The following is a 16,000-nucleotide window of genomic DNA, read 5'->3' as shown; positions in this document are numbered from 1 at the left end:
GCGTGACCACCTCCCGCATTGCCGCCCGCGTGCGGCGCATCAAGCCCTCGCCCAGCACCTCGGCCGCCGACCGCGCCAACGAACTGCGCCGCCAGGGCAAGTCGATCGTGAACCTCGTGGTGGGCGAGCCAGACTTCGACACGCCGCCCCACATCCGCCAGGCCGCGGCCGCCGCCATCGAGCGCGGCGCCACGCGCTACACGCTGATGGCCGGCACGGTGGAGCTGCGCGAAGCCATCGTCGCCAAGCTGGAGCGCGAGAACGGCCTGCGCTACGCGATGAACGAGATCATCGCCACCAGCGGCGCCAAGAGCGCGATCTACAACGCTTTCGCGATCACGCTGGAGCCGGGCGACGAAGTGATCATTCCCGCCCCCTACTGGGTGTCTTACCCCGACATGGTGCTGGCCTGCGAAGGCACGCCCGTCACCGTGGCCTGCCCCGAATCCCAGGACTTCAAGCTGGCGCCCGCGCAACTCGAGGCGGCCATCACGCCGCGCACGCGCTGGCTGCTGATCAACTCGCCGAGCAACCCGACCGGCGCGAGCTACACCGCCGCCGAGTACCGCGCGCTGGCCGAAGTGCTGCAGCGGCACCCGCACGTGATGGTGATGACCGACGAGATCTACGAGCACATCCGCTTCGACGGCGAGCCTCTGCCGCACATCCTTTCGGTGGCACCGGCCCTGCGCGATCGCACGCTGATAGTGAACGGCGTCTCCAAGACCTATGCGATGACCGGCTGGCGCATCGGCTATGCAGCCGGGCCTGTGGACCTGATCAAGGCACTGGACACGCTGCTGTCGCAGTCCACCGGCAACTGCTGCTCGGTGAGCCAGGCTGCGGCCGCCGCCGCGCTGAACGGCGACCAGAGCTTCGTGGCCGAGAGCGTGGCCGTGTACAAGCAGCGGCGCGACCGCACGCTGGCGCTCATCAACGACATTCCCGGCCTGAGCTGCGCCACGCCGCCCGGCGCCTTCTACCTGTACATCAACTGCGGCGGCCTCATCGGCAAGACCACGCCCGAGGGCAAGCGCCTGGACGCGGACGGCGACGTGGTGATGTACCTGCTGGAGCGCGAAGGCGTGGCCGTGGTCGCGGGCACCGCGTACGGCCTGTCGCCCTACTTCCGTCTTTCCATTGCCACGTCGATCGAGACGCTGGAAGAAGGCTGCACGCGCATCGCCCGTGCAGTGGCCGCACTGCGCTGACGCGCGCCGCAGAACTCACAAGGACCAGCCATGCCCTACAAAGCCATCCGCAAGAACCCGTCGGCCCCGCAAGTGGCGCCGGCCATCATCGCCGCGCTGCAGGACATTCCGGTGGCCGCGCTCAGCGACAACCTGCACCGCAACATCGGCAGCGTCGGCCTGCAGCCGTACCACCGCCCCGGGCACAAGACCATGGTGGGCACAGCCGTCACCGTGAAAACACGCGGCGGCGACAACCTCACGCCGATGCGGGCCTTCGAGTTCTGCCGGCCCGGCGACGTGCTGGTGATCGACGCGGGCGGCGACATCACGAACGCCGTGATCGGCGGCATCCTGTCGTTCTATACCGCGACCATCGGCACCGCAGGCCTGGTGCTCGACGGCGCCATCCGCGACGTGGCCGAGATCCGCGAGCGCGACTACCCGGTGTACGCGCGCGGCGTGAACCATCGCGGCCCTTACAAGGACGGCCCCGGCGAGATCAACGTGCCGGTGTCGGTCGGCGGCATGATCGTGAACCCGGGCGACATCGTGGTGGGCGACCAGGACGGTCTGCTGGCCTTCTCGCCCGACGAGGCCGAGTGGCTGATCGAGAAAGCGCGCGCGCACCTGGAGACGGAAGCGCGCACGATCCAGGCAATGAAGGAAGGCCGCTGGGACCGCTCGTTCCTGGATGCTCTCGAGGCACGCTGCGCCAATTGAAGCGGTCAGGCGGCTGAGGCGCCTTCGCTGACCAGCGCCCACAGCGCCTCGGCCACCGGCGCCATGTGCGCCTGCTGGCGGTACAGGCGGATGTCCACCGGCACGCGCCAGCCGCCCGCGCCGGCGTCGACCAGCGTGCCGCCGCGCAGGTCGTCCGCCACCAGGCTCATCGGCAGCCACGCCAGGCCGCGGCCTTCGAGCGCCATGGTGCGCAGCAGCGCGGCGTGGTGCGCCGTGAAGACGACCGAGAGCGACGCGGCGAAGTCCTTGCCGAATTCGCTGTCGTGCATGGCGCGCATGATCCGGCCGAGCCCCGAGGCCTCGCTGTAGGCCAGCACGGCGGGCGCCTTGCCGGTGCCCAACGCTTGCAGCGGCGCACCGTTCGCATCGGCCGCGGAGACGGGCACCAGCACGTCTTCGCTCAAGCGCTGAACGGGGTACTGCCCCTCGTCGAGCCGGCCCGGCGCGCCCGCGTGGCCATGGCACAGCACGAACTGCACGCGGCGCTGCAGCATCAGGTCTTCGCAGGCGAACGAGCTGTCGGAAATGGTCTGGATCGGACCCATGTCGAGCCGGGCCTCCACGCTGCCCAGCCAGCGCGGAAAGAAGGTCAGCGACAGCACGTGCGTGGCCGCGAAGCTCAGGCTGGCCGCTTCGAGGTCGTGCGCCGCGCGGGCCTTGATGCGCGCGGCTTCCAGGCCGGCCAGCACTTCCTGCAACAGGGGCTGAAAGCGCTTGCCGGCCGCCGTGAGCGCGGTGGGGTGCGCGCTGCGGTCGAACAGGTCGACGCCCACCCACTCTTCCAGCGAACGGATGTGGCGGCTGAACGCGGGCTGGGCGATGGAGCGCGCCTGCGCGGCGCGCGAGAAATTGCCCGCCTGCGCCAGGGCAAGAAAGTCTTCCAGCCATTCGAGGTCGAGGGGTCGATTGCCGGGGCCCATGCGCAACGCCTTTGCTTTGAATAGTTGTATGCGATTCGAGTATTGGACGGTGCCCGCCCTGCCGGCCGAAGATGCAGACAGCCTTTCGCTCCGCTCGAATTATCGCGAGCCCACCCTCACCCGCCGTACACCATGAAGATCGTCAACATCCTCGAGTCCACGCGCCCCATCAAGTCGGACATCCGCAACGCCTACATCGACTTCTCGAAGATGACCCTGAGCCTGGTGGCCGTGGTCACCGACGTGATCCGCGACGGCAAGCCCGTCATCGGCTACGGCTTCAACTCCAACGGGCGCTACGGCCAGGGCGGGCTGATCCGCGAGCGCTTTCTGCCGCGCCTGCTGGAGGCCGAGCCCGCCTCGCTGCTCGACGAGACCGGCGAGAACCTCGACCCGCACAAGATCTGGGCCCGCATGATGATCAACGAGAAGCCCGGCGGCCACGGCGAGCGCTCGGTGGCGGTGGGCACCATCGACATGGCCGTGTGGGACGCCACCGCCAAGATCGCGGGCCGGCCGCTCTACCAGCTGCTGGCCGAGCGCTACGGCACCGGCACGCCGGACCCGCGCGTGTTCGTGTACGCGGCGGGCGGCTACTACTACCCCGGCAAGGGCGTGGAAGGCCTGCAGCGCGAGATGACCAGCTACCTGGAGCGCGGCTACTCGGTGGTGAAGATGAAGATCGGCGGCGCCACGCTGGCCGAAGACTGCGCGCGCATCGAGTCGGTGCTGAAGATCCTGGGCCCCGGCCAGCAGCTGGCGGTGGACGCCAACGGCCGCTTCGATTTGCAGACGGCCATCGACTACGGCCGCGCCCTGTCGCAGTACCCGCTGTTCTGGTACGAGGAAGCCGGCGATCCGCTCGACTACGAACTGCAGGCCAGACTCGGCGAGGTGTATGCCGGCCCGATGGCCACGGGCGAGAACCTGTTCTCGATGCAGGACGCGCGCAACCTGATTCGCCACGGCGGCATGCGGCCCGACCGCGACTGGCTGCAGTTCGACTGCGCGCTGAGCTACGGGCTGGTGGAGTACCTGCGCACGCTCGACATGCTGAAGGCTTATGGCTGGTCGCCCTCGCGCTGCATTCCGCACGGCGGCCACCAGATGTCGCTGGCCATCGCGGCCGGCCTGGGACTGGGCGGCAACGAGAGCTACCCCGATCTGTTCCAGCCGTACGGCGGCTTCCCCGACGGCGTGAAGGTGGACAACGGCTACGTCACGCTGCCGCCGCTGCCGGGCATCGGCTTCGAGGGCAAGGCCGATCTCATCGCGGAGATGCGGGCACTGGCAGTCTGAATCCGCGCAGTGTCAGGGCTGGAAGCCCGAGCGGCGTACAACGGGCTCCCATTGCTGGCGGTACGTCTTCAACATCTGCGCAGTCTCGGCCGCCGTGCTGGCCACGGACGTGATGTAGAGCGCGTCGGCCGCCTTCTGCAGGCCCGGGTCCTTCATGACGTCGTGGATCGCACCGGCCAGCAGCTGCACCTTGGCGGGCGCCATCGTGCTGGGTGCGAAGAAGGTGTTCCAGCCGTCGGCGTCGATCTTCATGCCGGCTTCGCGGAAGGTCGGGATGTTGGGCGCGAAGCTCGCGCGCTTCTTGCCCGACACGGCCAGGATGCGCACCTTGCCAGCCACGTGCTGCGCATAGAGCGAGTCGAGCGTGTCGATGGCAATCGGAAGGCTGCCGCCGATCAGGTCGGCCGACAGCGGCGCCGAGCCGCCGTAGCCCTTGATCTGCGGCTGCACGCTCAGCGCGTCGCCCACCATCAGGCCGAAGAAGTGAGGCAGGCTGCCGGTGGCCGGCACGCCGAACACGGCCTCTTCGGGGTGCGCCCAGAGCCGGCCCACCAGGAACATCGCGCGGTCGAGCTGCAGCTTGTTGCCCACCGCCAGCGCGAAGTCGTAGCTGCTGACCTGCGAGACGGGCACGAAGTCCTTGTCGGGGTCGTAGCCCGCGTCCTTGAACACCAGGGGCGCCACCACCATCACGGCGGGGTTGCCGAGCATCAGCACGTTCTGCCCCGCGGGCGTGCGCTTCACTTCCTTGGCCGCGAGCCGCCCGCCTTCGCCGGGGCGGTTTTCCACGGTGACCTTCACGCCGAGCTTGGGCGTCAGCCGCTCGGCGATCAGGCGCGCGATGCGGTCGGTGCTGCCGCCGGCCGCATAGCCGACCACGAAGGTGAGCGGTCCGTCCAGCGCAGGCGTCTGCGCGTGGGCGGTGTGCGCGACGGGGGCGCAGGCGGCCAGGGCGAGGCCCCACGCCATGAGTTGTCGCCGGGAAAAGAATGCGGGCATGAAGTGTCCTGCGGGCAGTTGTCGGTGGTCGGGGATGGGCACGCGCGCAGCGTCTTCACAGCGAGAATCACCCGCCACGTTGTGTTGCTGTTCGTGCAAATTTGTTACCGAGTTATACGTAAGCACAAACAGTTGATCTAATCCATCACCTGTTCGCCGAGGCGGGCGGACCACACTCTTGCCGCCCGTTAACCCATCCGTATGCAAGCCTTTCCCGACGCCGACGCCTTGCGCGCGCCCCGCTCCCTGGACGACCTGCTGCTGTACCGCCTGGCGCGTGCCATGCGCGCGGGCAGCGGCATGGCCACACGGCTGGTCGAGGGCGGTTTCGGCATCACGCGGCGCGAGTGGGGAATGATCGCCACGCTCGCGCAAGAGGGCGAGATGACTTCGTCCACGCTGGCCACGCACCTGCACCTGGACCGCGTGCGCACGTCGCGCGGACTGCGCAGCCTGGTCGAGAAGAAGCTGGTCGAACGGCGGCAGGATTCGGAAGACCGGCGCGAGGTGCACGTGCGCCTGAGCGCGTCGGGCCAACAGCTTTTCGGCCAGCTGTTTCCGCGCATCGCGGGGCTGAACACCGGCCTGCTCGAGGGCGTCGCGCCCGCGGACCTCGACGTCTTTCTGCGCTGCCTGCAGCACCTGGAACAGCGCGGCAGCGAACTGGTGGCGCAGGGCGCCGTCGCGGAGAAGGCCGACCGGCGCTCGGGTGGCACGCGGCACCGATGGCCGGAGCGCGGCTGAGGCCTGGCCTTGGCCCTGACCCAGCGGGATGCTCCTTCGCCTTGTCAGGCTTCGACGTTGAGCGTGCCGCCGATGGGCACGCCGTTGGCGTTGGTGCGGAACGCGCTGCTGCTGCTGTTGCTGCTCGATCCCGTTTCGTTCTTCGCGGCGGCGATCTGCTGCTCCGCGCTCTTCTGCGTTGCCGCCGCCTGAACCGCCTTCAGTTGCGCCTGCAGCATGACGAGCTGGGTGTTGAGCGCCTGCAGCTGCTGCTGCACCGCCTTGCGCGCATCGCCCTCGGGCATTGCAATCAAGGTCTTCTGCGTGGCGCTGATCTGCTTTTGCGTAGCGACGATCTGGCGCTGGATCTTCGCGACTTCGGCGGCGGTGCCGCTCCCTGTTCCTGCTGTGCTCGAAGCACCGATGGCGGTCAGCATGTGAGTTCTCTGTTGTTGTCTAGACAGAGGACTATCGGCAGGTTTGGGGGGAAATTTAGGGGGACGTGGCGGAGAGTGTGTCAGCTTGAGTGTTGGCCATTGTTGACCGCCGGTGAGTGAACGAGGTCGAAACTAGTTCGGCGTAGTTCGTAGCTTGGCGAAGGACCACGTGAGTCGAGATCATGAGTCAACATGAACACTCAACCTCGCACCCGCCCCAGGCTCACGGTGGACTTTATCGAACGCGCACAACCCAGCGCCTCGCGCAAAAGTCCTCGCCTCTTCTGTGACTCGAACGGACTCTACTTACAGGTCACCCCACAAGGCAACAAGTCCTGGATCTTCCGCTACACCATCGACAGACGGACGCGCTCGATGGGGTTAGGCCCGCTGCGCAAGGTCGGCCTGGAATCCGCACGCAAGAAAGCTCGCGCGCTACGCATACAGGTGGACTTGGGCGTCGATCCGCTTGAAGAAAAGAGCCGGGCGTTGGCGGCAAGGAAAACTGGGCTGACCTTCGAGGACTGCGGCAGGACATGCCACGAACTGCGACGGGACAAGTTCAGGAACGACAAGCACTTTGCGCAATGGGGTTCAACGCTCGAAACCTACGCCTATCCGAAGATTGGCCATATTGAAGTTGCGGCGATTACCGTTGACCATGTTTTGAAGGTGGTGCAGCCGATTTGGAAGGACAAAACAGAAACTGCCAGCCGCTTGCGCGGGCGAATCGAAGCAGTCCTCGCTTGGGCCACCGTGTCGGGGCATCGTGCTGGGGACAATCCGGCGCGCTGGAAAGGATTTCTTGACCAACTGTTGGCAGCGCCGGCGGATGTCAAAGAGGTGCAGCACCACCCAGCGCTTCCCTACGGGGAGATGCCGTCGTTTTGCTTTGACCTTCAAACGCTCGATGGAGATGCGGCGCAGCTGTTCCTGTTTTTGATTTTCACCGCCGCCCGCATCGGGGAAGCACGAGCAGCGATGTGGACGGAGTTTGACTCGCAGTTCAGGACGTGGACAGTCCCCGCGGATCGAATGAAAGCTGGCCGCATGCACAGGGTGCCACTGCCGACTCAGGTCACCGAAATGCTGAAGGCACGGGTGGCCAAGAATGCTTCGTTGGAGGCGCCTTCACCATTCGTCTTTCCAGGGCGAAAGGCCAAAGCGTGCATGTCAAATGGCGCCTTGACCGCTCTCCTCAAGCGCATGCGCAGGATGGACTTGACCGCCCACGGCTGCCGCTCCACGTTTCGCGATTGGGTGGCCGAGTGCACCGAGTTCCAGCGTGAAGTTGCGGAAGCGTGCCTCGCGCATGTCTTGGGTAACAAGACCGAAGCCGCCTACCAGCGCGGCGACTACCTGGAGAAACGCAGATTGGTAATGCAGGCGTGGACGGACTACTGCTTGGTGCCGCCACGAAGCGCTCCCGCAGATTCTGCCTCGCCAACCGCCTGATCAACAGCGAGATATCTTGCCGAAGCACCGCCTATCGGGCCCATTCACCGGGTTTCGGAGGCTCAGCTATTGGTGAACGGCAATGCTGCGCTTTGGCTATACAAGCACAGATTCATTGCAATTTGACGAAGCCATACCGGCTCAACGTCATTTGAAAGGTCTACAGACCATGCGCAAGAACACCGCCAAACCGTCGCCCCTCCGCTTCGGCACGAACAGCGAGAACCAGCCCAAAACTGCCGACCAGCAGCAGCACGCCCCAGGCCACGGCTCTGCACCGCCGAAGACTGCCGCGAACGACGCCGAACGGCCTGAGGCTGGCGCAGATGGTCGTAGCCATGGCCACATCCACATCGACCGTTTCACGCTGAACGGACCGCTCGAACACGACTCCCTCGGGGAGAAGTTTTACCGCGATGACCCAGACCTGGGAATCATTGTTGCTGGTGCCAGTGCCTACACGCCCAAGCGCCGTAGGAACCCAAGGCCCGACGACATCTTCATCAAGTCCTCGGTGTTCGGCCATGACGAGAGGGCCAACCGCATCCTCTTTGACTGCTGCCCGCCGCAGGTTCTGCAAGGCCATAACGTTTTCGGCCATGGCAACCTGCTGGACTACGGCTACGCGGTGTTCTTGCTGCAGCTCGCACGGCACGACCTGACCGCTACGCCCGAAGAGCACGTGTGGTGGAAGACCGGGCGGATGATCACCGTGAGCGAGGTCCACTTGACGGGCAACTTTTGGATCTCGCCGGAACTCAAGATGATGTTCATCAACGCCATTGACGAGGCAAACAGGAGCGGCAAGCATCGCGCCATCGATAGCTGCATTGCGCTGGGCTGGACCGCCGAACGTCGTTCAACACAGCAAGGCGTATGCATCTACGACAAGCACCCAGTGCTGCTCAAACAATGGTCGAAGCCAGGCGTGTACCAGGGCAAGCTGATCGAACTGGCGGACGGTTCAATCCGCATCGAGGTGCGGCTGTACGACGGCGGCCTCACCACACTCGGCCTGAAGTCGGCCTCATGCTGGGCGGATGTCGACGTCGATCAGCTCTTCTTCGACGTGCTGGCAGGCTTCAATGTCGGCAATGCCATCCAGCCACTGCTCACCGCGGACGAAGAAAGACTGCTCACAAAGAAGGAGCTTATTGCTTACACCCTGTGGCTGCTCAAGCAGGATCTGCACCGGCTGCTGTCCGCCTCGACGATCTCCAGGCACTCCCGAGCGATCAAGCAGAAGGTCGGCGTGGACATTCTCAGCGACCGCCGACCGGAGCGGTTACCGGCGCTCGACCTGTCGGAAATCCTGAGGGTCGAAAACATCGTGCCGGTACCGGACTGGTTGATCGCGGCCGGCCGCTATTGGCCGCCAGGCCGGTACGAGTGATGGCCTGACTACTTGGCGGCGCCGGCGCCTGAGGGCAGTGTCGCAGGGCTACGCGTGGTTGCTGGTTTGCCACGCATCGCTCTGCAATTTCTCGCGGCTATATGCAATGGCTATTCATTGCGTGAAAGGAGCCGAGATGATGAAAATTACCCGCTGGGGGCACTCTATTGGCCTTCGCCTGCCTTGTGAGGTAGCGCAGGCAGCCGGGTTGACTGCTGGGGACTACGTTTACGTGCGCCTGCTCGATTCGGGCGATATCCGCGTGCGGCCCGTAAAGAACGTGCAGCCAGCCCACTCGCCGACCGCCGACGGGGAGATGGGCATCGCCGAGGCCACATTGCCTACTGCGGCTAGGGTGACAACATGGTGAAGGGTCTCCTCGAATTGATGCTCGAATCGCAACCGCCTGGCCGGCTCTGGATCATTGGACAAACACGCTCACAGGCAGCTCAGGACGTATTGAACCTAGCGCTAAGGACGCTGGTGCTGTTCAGCCCCTTGGCTTGCCATTGACGGACTGGTGGCGGGCGTGGCGGGTTGATCTATGCCCGCTGTCACCCTCATTTTGTCGAGGAAAGCTGCGGATGGCTGTCAGTTCGCTCCGCAACTGCGCTAGTGGTCGACGGCGCCTTGAGTGCGACGCTGATAAACGCGGCGGATATAGACGCGATGGCCGCAAGCACGGCAATCAAGATAGGTATCAGCACCGTCTTCCAAGCTTCACTACGCTGAACTTGCTTGGCGTGAAGATCCACTGCCAGTTCCATGAGCTTGGCAGTGGTTTCCGCTGAGAGCAGGGGGCGCAGCTCATCTCCGTCATCGCGTTCGACGGCATCTTGAACATTCCGCGCAATTAGAGAGACGTGTGCTTTCTTTTGTCCCACCGCAGCCTTTACGCGAAAAAACTCCCTGTGCTGCGATCCGACATCAACCCAGCTTGCAGCGCTCGCTGGCTTCCCTTGCAACTCCGTCATGAGACCAACTTCGGTTCGCCGAGTCTTGGGCGACAAGGCTAGGACTTGAATCAGTGCAAGGACATCTGACAGGCGTCCGTTGATGAGGTAGGAATTTCTGGATGCTGCCATACGAGGAATATCGGGATCGAATGATCTGGAGTTCTCGAATTATTCCCTTAGTTCGACGGATCGGATCAAGCAACGCGGGGCGTCCGGGCCGCTTCACTGCGCCGTCGGTTCGCCGGTCAACGCCACATAGCGCCGGATGGTCGTCCAGATCGGCCCTGCGATACCCTCGGTCAGCTCCGCCAGCACTTTTTACCGGCGTCACGTTGTAGGGCCTGAGTAGCTTCGACAGCCCCAGAGAATCGAGCGGTTTGCCACGGTGGTACGTCGCCCAGCCCAATCTTTTTTGTCTTCCGGCCGCCAGTACCGTATAGCAGACGAAGGATCCCTGGAACTGACGGTTCGTTGGCCACTCCTGACATGTCAGGAGTGGCCTGCGGCGGTACCGACGTCATCCAGAAGCAACTACCGAGGACAAACAAGCGGATCGAGCAATGGGCTCAGGCTGCGTACCTACGGCGGTCGATCACGCGAGCCAATTGCAGCCCGATCAAGAGCGTCTGGGGGACCCCATAGAATCCTCCGACAACAAGCAACTTGGGGAAGATAGCGCCATGGCGATTCCAGACTTTCAGTCACTGATGCTTCCGGTGCTCAAGGAGTCTGACGCCGGCGAGGTGCGCATCTCTGATGTTGTCGCTGACTTGGGCCGCAAGCTGGGTTTGACTGAGGCTGAACTGTCGGAGCTAGTGCCCTCGGGCAAGCAGACGACGTTCGCCAACCGCGTAAACTGGGCCAAGAGCTATTTGGGCAAGGCTGGCCTGATCACGCTCACAAGGCGTGCGTACTTCGAGATCAGTGACCGAGGCCGGGCGGTGCTGGCCAATCCGCCGCCGGCGATCAACATCAAGTTTCTGGAGTCCTTTCCCGAATTCAAGGCTTTTCGGGAAGCGGCGGCCGGCACTCCGATTACCCCGCAATCTGAGCCAAAGAACTTCAAAGAATTGGCACCAGACGAAGTGATCCGATCTGCAAGTGACGAACTTCAGCAATCACTTAGTGCCGAACTCCTCGCGAAGATCCTCGTCTCACCCCCAGACTTCTTTGAGCGCCTCGTCGTTCAGCTCCTAATCGCCATGGGTTACGGTGGATCGGCCATCGAGGCTGGTAAGGCCTTGGGCAAAAGCGGTGATGGTGGCGTCGACGGCGTCATCGACCAGGATGCGTTGGGTCTGGACCGAGTTTATGTCCAGGCCAAGCGTTACGCGGACAGCAAGGTGTCGTCGGGCGAGATCCGAGACTTCTTCGGGTCGCTGGACCGGTTCAAGGCGAATAAGGGCCTGTTCGTCACAACGTCAACCTTCTCGCAGGCAGCGAAAGAGACTGCGGAGATGCTGAGCAAGCGCATCGTATTGATCGACGGGCTCTTTCTCACCCGCCTGATGATCCGATTCGACATTGGCTGTCGCGTTGAGGAGGTGGTCTATATCAAGAAGCTCGACGAGGATTTCTTTGACTGACGTTGCCGGGCGCTAGCCAGAGCGAGCTTAGCGGCCCAACGAACGGCGACCAAGCAATCCTTACGAGCCCGCGGTGCCCGCAGCACCAACTATAGGTTCGTTTCGCGCCAGATCAAGTTGCTCGCCTCGGTCAGCACTATGGCCATGTGGTAGTCCACGAGTTCGACGTGTTGGGCTGCCCGATGCAGCCTGCCACGCGGATGCGGCGGAATCTTGTCGCCGTAGTGCTTTTGCAGATACAGGAGGCGCTTCGGCAAGCCTCTCAGAGACTTGAAACCCTCGTCCTGCGAAACCTTCCGAATGAAGTCCTTCATCGCGTCCTTGGCTCGCTCTTCAGCCTCGTCATTGTCGATCTCGGCATCGTCAATGTAGGCTTCCACGAAGTCTGCGATTTCGCAGTAAAACTCTTCGGCCCATTCCTCGTTGAACTCCATATGGCGCACGCAGCCGTCGTGCGAGTAGCACACGTGGAGTTCGTGGTGGGGGTCAGGCCGGCTTGTCAGCGAGACGATCTGTGACTGGACATGCGCGCGCACTTTATCGGGCGAGGGAAAGCGCGAGCCAGGCCTTTTGTCATACCCCTCTTTCCATCCGTTCGCCTGCAATACGAGGTGGATGAAGCCGTCGGCGTCGAACTTGATGAGCGAGTAGAACACCGCCGCTGGCCGCTCTGCCCGAATCGCTTCGAGCATTTCCGCATGACCAAGCTCAATGACCGAGGCTCCATTCCCACGCGAAAATGCGCCGTGGATCACCGCCGTCTTGGTGCCGGCACAAACCTCCTTGACAGAGGCGACCACGCGGGAAAGGTCAAGGGCTTCGTTGGACATGTCTGCGATTATCCGACCGAGTCGGTACTAGCACCTTGCCCGCATGCACCCGTAACCGGCCATCAACGACAAGTGAAGCCAGACCAAATTGAGAGCCGGCATAGGCGGAGTACCCAGGTCGGCCGCCGGCGCATTGCGCCTTGGCATGCGTTGCCACCCGCAAGAAGCGACTGCTTCCCATCCATGGAGTTGCCGCCGAGAATCAGTGCTTCTTCAGCATCAAGGCGAGACGCAACTTGGCAAGCACAGATACCACGCGGCTGGCGGTTCTCATCGACGCCGACAATGCCTCTGCCTCGGTGGCAAAGGAACTTCTCGAAGAGGTCGCCAAGTTCGGGACTGCCACGGTCAAACGGGCGTTTGGTGACTGGACCACGCAGAACTTGGTCGGCTGGAAGGCTCACCTTCACCGCCATGCGATTCAGCCCATCCAGCAGTTTGCCTATACGCAGGGGAAGAACTCGACGGATTCAGCGTTCATCATCGACGCGATGGACCTGCTGTACTCAGGCAACGTCGACGGCTTCTGCTTAGTATCCAGCGACAGTGATTTCACGCGCCTTGCAACGCGCCTTCGGGAGGCTGGCAAAGTCGTGTACGGCCTCGGAGAGCGAAAGACACCGGAGCCCTTCATCGCCGCGTGCGACAAGTTCATCTTCTTCGAGGTTCTGAAACGCCCCATCGAGGCCGCGACACCCGTGCAAGTTCCTGACGTGCCCGACCTGGGGGAGCTGCTGGCGCACGCCATCCGAGAGACGGTCAGGGACAGCGGTTGGTCCAGACTATCCAATGTCTGCAGCCTCGTGAGCAAGACACACACATCGTTTGACCCGAGAAACTATGGCTTCAAGAAGCTCAGCGAGCTGGTGCGCGCCCAGCCGTACCTTGAAGTGGTGGACTCGCCTGACGGTACAGGCTTCGTGCACGTCGAAGTGCGGTTGAAATAGAGCAAGAGCAGCGTTGTTGCCGTCAGCCAGTGTTGCCTCCGGGTCGCCTGGTCGGACCTTCACTTTTGGGGCCCGCCCTTTCCCATCAAACGAAAACAATCCATGCTAGAAGCAAAAAATATGAGTTACGCCGAGATCCAGAAACGGATCAAAGACATGGATGCCGAACGTGCAGAGCTTGAGGCAGCGCTCCAAGCCAAGCGTGGTGAGGAAATCAAAGTTCTCGCCGACGCATATGCGAAGAAACTCCAGGCCGGAGGATTCTCGATCTCGGAAGGGATCAAGGCATTGGCACCATACGACACGACAATGGCCAAGCGTTCGGGCACTGCGCCGCGTCCGCCGCGCGAGGTCGAAACCGGAACGACATACAAGAATCCTGACACGGGCGAGACATGGAAGGCCGGAGCGAAGGGACGTGTCGTCGGATGGCTCCAGGCTCAGATCGACGCCGGCAAGCGCGCTGCATCCTTTGCATCAGATGCAGGCTAGCCCCGTCGCTTTGCCTCAGTTGTTACTCAGTTGTTAGTCTGACGAGCCTATCGATGCGCTGATATCAAGCACACCTCCAAGAAGAGGACGATACGAAAGTCCCTCGAAGCGGCGATTGATCGACCAATGCATCACGGCGATAGAAACAGTGGAGCGGAATCAATCTGCTAGGTCCCCACAACATGGCGCGGCAGTTATTTGGCGCGGATGGATATTAATCAATCAGCCTCCAAGATATAAAACACCTTCATAGCGTTTTACTTCGTGGCCGATATCATGATTTGAACCAGCCTCGTGGATACCACTTCACGTCGAAATGGTCGATATCCTGAATCCAAGCTTGATTACCTTTTTAGCCATTGACAATGACGCTTGTCAGGCGTTGCGCTCGAAATGCATATAGCGCTTCGGCAACCGCTCATATAGCGATACGCCGCGGTTATCGCTACATTCCCGCTCTAGTCCAGGCGCTTCCCAAAGACTTGCGAAATTCCATAAAATTCATCGCGATTGGCCAAGCAGGAAACTAAGAATAAATCCTTGAATACTTTTCAACCTGCTCGAACGATATACCCCGCGCCCCGTGGAGGAAGATGTTGGAAAGACGATCAAAGTGCATCCGATTGCTCCTTACCTCAGCCCGAGCAATGCGACGAGCTGTTTTAATATTTTTCTTGTCTTCGGACTGGGCGCAAAGGATCTTTGTTGTCAGCTCCTCTACAAATTTTTCACGCCCTGAACCATGCGCATGCTTTTTCAGATACCCAATGAATTGACTGCAAAAAAATTCATGCGAATGGAAATAATCGTAATGTGGCTGAAGTTGCTTTATAGCGACATCGATGGAGAGCGTTTCAAGCATCGTTTCCACAAATAGTTTCATTTGGGATTCCACAATCCCAGCCTCCACTATGTCTCTAGGAGCGATGCAAAACTGGAATGGGGTTGGCTGAGTAATCTCAATTCCGTCACAAATGGCCATTCCGTAACAAGTGGACATGATCACCCCGGTTCCGTTGCGCGTACTTGCATTTATCCGCCGTAGTGCCTCACGAAGCTCTACCCAAGGGACGTAGGTTTTTGCCCCCCCGATCAGCAGGCCTTTTTCAGGGTTTCCGTGACCTTCAAAGGAAATTAGAGGGTTATTTTTTTCATCGGCTTGCTCTGCAATAGAAGCCAACAATGCATCCAACATTGGTCGATTGTGAACTTTCACATACCTTGAGTACGTGATTGCGCCAGTCTGAGCTGCTTGATTTGCCGCCTTTTGGGCGGTGGTCAAAGAGGTTTTCAAATCCCCTTCACCTAATAAATCAATAGTTATCAGATAGGAGTGAGATGCATCCAAGGTTAGGTTCAGGCCGACCTCATACCGGCCAGAGGAATTTTTCATAGAACGTTTAAAAGGGGATTCTGACTAAAACACTGACTCCAGACACGCGGAAGCCAGGCCATTAACGCTCTATTTATTGCTTCTGAGGCAGCAGGCCGTCGGCAACGCTCGCCATGCCTAAGTTATTCATCACGTGCTTGTAGCTATCCTTCATTCGCTCGTAATCAGCTTGATTAAAAAGCATCACCGAGCCGGGAAATCCGCGGCTTTCTACAAACGATCTCTGCGGCTCGCTCCATTCGCCATGAACATATGCATTGCGAATGTATTTGATCGCCAAGTAATCTTGAAAGCAATTCGAGTCCACGTGAAGGCCGCGCGATTTGAAAGCGGCCTCCAATCGATGGATGCGCCCTTCATTGGGTCCCTTTTCAAAGTATGCATATATATCTTGGAGGTTCGGCCGATTTTTGGCCCATTCCTTGATCATGCATTCCACTGCCCCAACCATCATCACAGCCCAGAGTCGCGCGAATGATGAGTATTTGACGGAATCTGGAGCATGAGCTTCAACTGGATGAGAATTGACCAAATTCTCAAGCATTTCAATGTAAATCTGATCGTCGGAGTACGCGCTAATGAATTCTGCAACCATGTTTCACGCTCTTTAGAGATTTAAGGAATCGCGAGTGTCGG

Annotated in this window: 17 protein-coding genes; 10 read left to right on the top strand and 7 right to left on the bottom strand. The window is 61.4% G+C overall.

Annotated features, from left to right (window positions below; all coding sequences use genetic code 11):
- Window positions 1-2: 2 nt before the first annotated feature.
- Together ACSFBM_RS15610 and ACSFBM_RS15605 are read left to right on the top strand one after the other, a co-directional pair.
- On the top strand, window positions 3-1,211 hold the full coding sequence (locus ACSFBM_RS15610; protein WP_435485138.1) for an aspartate transaminase: 1,209 nt from the start codon (window positions 3-5) through the stop codon (window positions 1,209-1,211).
- 30 nt (window positions 1,212-1,241) lie between these two features.
- The gene (locus ACSFBM_RS15605) at window positions 1,242-1,913 is read left to right on the top strand and encodes an RraA family protein (protein WP_435485137.1); all 672 of its coding nucleotides are present in this window, start codon (window positions 1,242-1,244) and stop codon (window positions 1,911-1,913) included.
- A 5-nt stretch (window positions 1,914-1,918) separates the two neighbouring features.
- Here the strand turns inward: ACSFBM_RS15605 and ACSFBM_RS15600 are convergent, their stop codons facing one another.
- On the bottom strand, window positions 1,919-2,854 hold the full coding sequence (locus ACSFBM_RS15600) for a LysR family transcriptional regulator (RefSeq protein WP_435485136.1): 936 nt from the start codon (window positions 2,852-2,854) through the stop codon (window positions 1,919-1,921).
- A 132-nt stretch (window positions 2,855-2,986) separates the two neighbouring features.
- Here ACSFBM_RS15600 and ACSFBM_RS15595 point away from each other — a divergent pair, with 132 nt between their 5' ends.
- Window positions 2,987-4,153, top strand: a complete 1,167-nt coding sequence (locus tag ACSFBM_RS15595) for a mandelate racemase/muconate lactonizing enzyme family protein (RefSeq protein ID WP_435485135.1) — start codon at window positions 2,987-2,989, stop codon at window positions 4,151-4,153.
- 12 nt (window positions 4,154-4,165) lie between these two features.
- Here the strand turns inward: ACSFBM_RS15595 and ACSFBM_RS15590 are convergent, their stop codons facing one another.
- Entirely contained in the window at window positions 4,166-5,152 is a 987-nt protein-coding gene (locus tag ACSFBM_RS15590) for a tripartite tricarboxylate transporter substrate-binding protein (RefSeq protein WP_435485134.1), read from the bottom strand.
- A gap of 201 nt (window positions 5,153-5,353) precedes the next feature.
- Here ACSFBM_RS15590 and ACSFBM_RS15585 point away from each other — a divergent pair, with 201 nt between their 5' ends.
- A complete protein-coding gene (locus tag ACSFBM_RS15585; RefSeq protein ID WP_435485133.1) occupies window positions 5,354-5,896 on the top strand; it encodes a MarR family winged helix-turn-helix transcriptional regulator in 543 nt (180 codons plus the stop codon).
- Between the two features lie 44 nt (window positions 5,897-5,940).
- Here ACSFBM_RS15585 and ACSFBM_RS15580 read toward each other — a convergent pair whose 3' ends face one another.
- Window positions 5,941-6,312, bottom strand: coding sequence for a FlxA-like family protein (locus ACSFBM_RS15580; protein WP_435485132.1), 372 nt, complete (start codon window positions 6,310-6,312; stop codon window positions 5,941-5,943).
- A 192-nt stretch (window positions 6,313-6,504) separates the two neighbouring features.
- Here ACSFBM_RS15580 and ACSFBM_RS15575 point away from each other — a divergent pair, with 192 nt between their 5' ends.
- The 3 genes from ACSFBM_RS15575 to ACSFBM_RS15565 all read left to right on the top strand — a co-directional run bounded on the left by ACSFBM_RS15575 (window position 6,505) and on the right by ACSFBM_RS15565 (window position 9,530).
- On the top strand, window positions 6,505-7,767 hold the full coding sequence (locus ACSFBM_RS15575; protein WP_435485131.1) for a tyrosine-type recombinase/integrase: 1,263 nt from the start codon (window positions 6,505-6,507) through the stop codon (window positions 7,765-7,767).
- A 169-nt stretch (window positions 7,768-7,936) separates the two neighbouring features.
- Window positions 7,937-9,160: a phage/plasmid replication domain-containing protein gene (locus tag ACSFBM_RS15570; protein WP_435485130.1), complete on the top strand. Its 1,224-nt coding sequence runs from the start codon at window positions 7,937-7,939 to the stop codon at window positions 9,158-9,160.
- 136 nt (window positions 9,161-9,296) lie between these two features.
- On the top strand, window positions 9,297-9,530 hold the full coding sequence (locus ACSFBM_RS15565; RefSeq protein WP_435485129.1) for an AbrB/MazE/SpoVT family DNA-binding domain-containing protein: 234 nt from the start codon (window positions 9,297-9,299) through the stop codon (window positions 9,528-9,530).
- A gap of 190 nt (window positions 9,531-9,720) precedes the next feature.
- On the opposite strand, the gene ACSFBM_RS15560 is transcribed toward ACSFBM_RS15565, so the two are convergent.
- Window positions 9,721-10,134 carry a hypothetical protein gene (locus tag ACSFBM_RS15560; protein ID WP_435485128.1) on the bottom strand — a complete coding sequence of 138 codons (414 nt, stop codon included), beginning with the start codon at window positions 10,132-10,134 and terminating at the stop codon, window positions 9,721-9,723.
- 542 nt (window positions 10,135-10,676) lie between these two features.
- On the opposite strand from ACSFBM_RS15560, the gene ACSFBM_RS15555 reads away from it, so the two are divergent.
- Window positions 10,677-11,702: a restriction endonuclease gene (locus ACSFBM_RS15555; RefSeq protein WP_435485127.1), complete on the top strand. Its 1,026-nt coding sequence runs from the start codon at window positions 10,677-10,679 to the stop codon at window positions 11,700-11,702.
- An 89-nt stretch (window positions 11,703-11,791) separates the two neighbouring features.
- Here ACSFBM_RS15555 and ACSFBM_RS15550 read toward each other — a convergent pair whose 3' ends face one another.
- Window positions 11,792-12,532 carry a hypothetical protein gene (locus ACSFBM_RS15550; protein WP_435485126.1) on the bottom strand — a complete coding sequence of 247 codons (741 nt, stop codon included), beginning with the start codon at window positions 12,530-12,532 and terminating at the stop codon, window positions 11,792-11,794.
- Window positions 12,533-12,768: 236 nt separating this feature from the next.
- On the opposite strand from ACSFBM_RS15550, the gene ACSFBM_RS15545 reads away from it, so the two are divergent.
- Window positions 12,769-13,479 carry an NYN domain-containing protein gene (locus tag ACSFBM_RS15545; protein WP_435485125.1) on the top strand — a complete coding sequence of 237 codons (711 nt, stop codon included), beginning with the start codon at window positions 12,769-12,771 and terminating at the stop codon, window positions 13,477-13,479.
- Between the two features lie 102 nt (window positions 13,480-13,581).
- Window positions 13,582-13,971, top strand: coding sequence for a hypothetical protein (locus ACSFBM_RS15540; RefSeq protein ID WP_435485124.1), 390 nt, complete (start codon window positions 13,582-13,584; stop codon window positions 13,969-13,971).
- Window positions 13,972-14,497: 526 nt separating this feature from the next.
- On the opposite strand, the gene ACSFBM_RS15535 is transcribed toward ACSFBM_RS15540, so the two are convergent.
- Window positions 14,498-15,364 (bottom strand): hypothetical protein, encoded by an 867-nt coding sequence (locus tag ACSFBM_RS15535; protein WP_435485123.1) that lies wholly within the window; start codon window positions 15,362-15,364, stop codon window positions 14,498-14,500.
- Between the two features lie 73 nt (window positions 15,365-15,437).
- Window positions 15,438-15,959: a hypothetical protein gene (locus ACSFBM_RS15530; protein WP_435485122.1), complete on the bottom strand. Its 522-nt coding sequence runs from the start codon at window positions 15,957-15,959 to the stop codon at window positions 15,438-15,440.
- Window positions 15,960-16,000 lie beyond the last annotated feature (41 nt).

Origin of the sequence: Variovorax pasteuri, assembly GCF_051216435.1 — a bacterium.
Classification (GTDB): domain Bacteria; phylum Pseudomonadota; class Gammaproteobacteria; order Burkholderiales; family Burkholderiaceae_C; genus Variovorax.
Note: the sequence above shows the minus strand (reverse complement) of the source record. Positions and strands in the feature narration are given on the sequence as shown.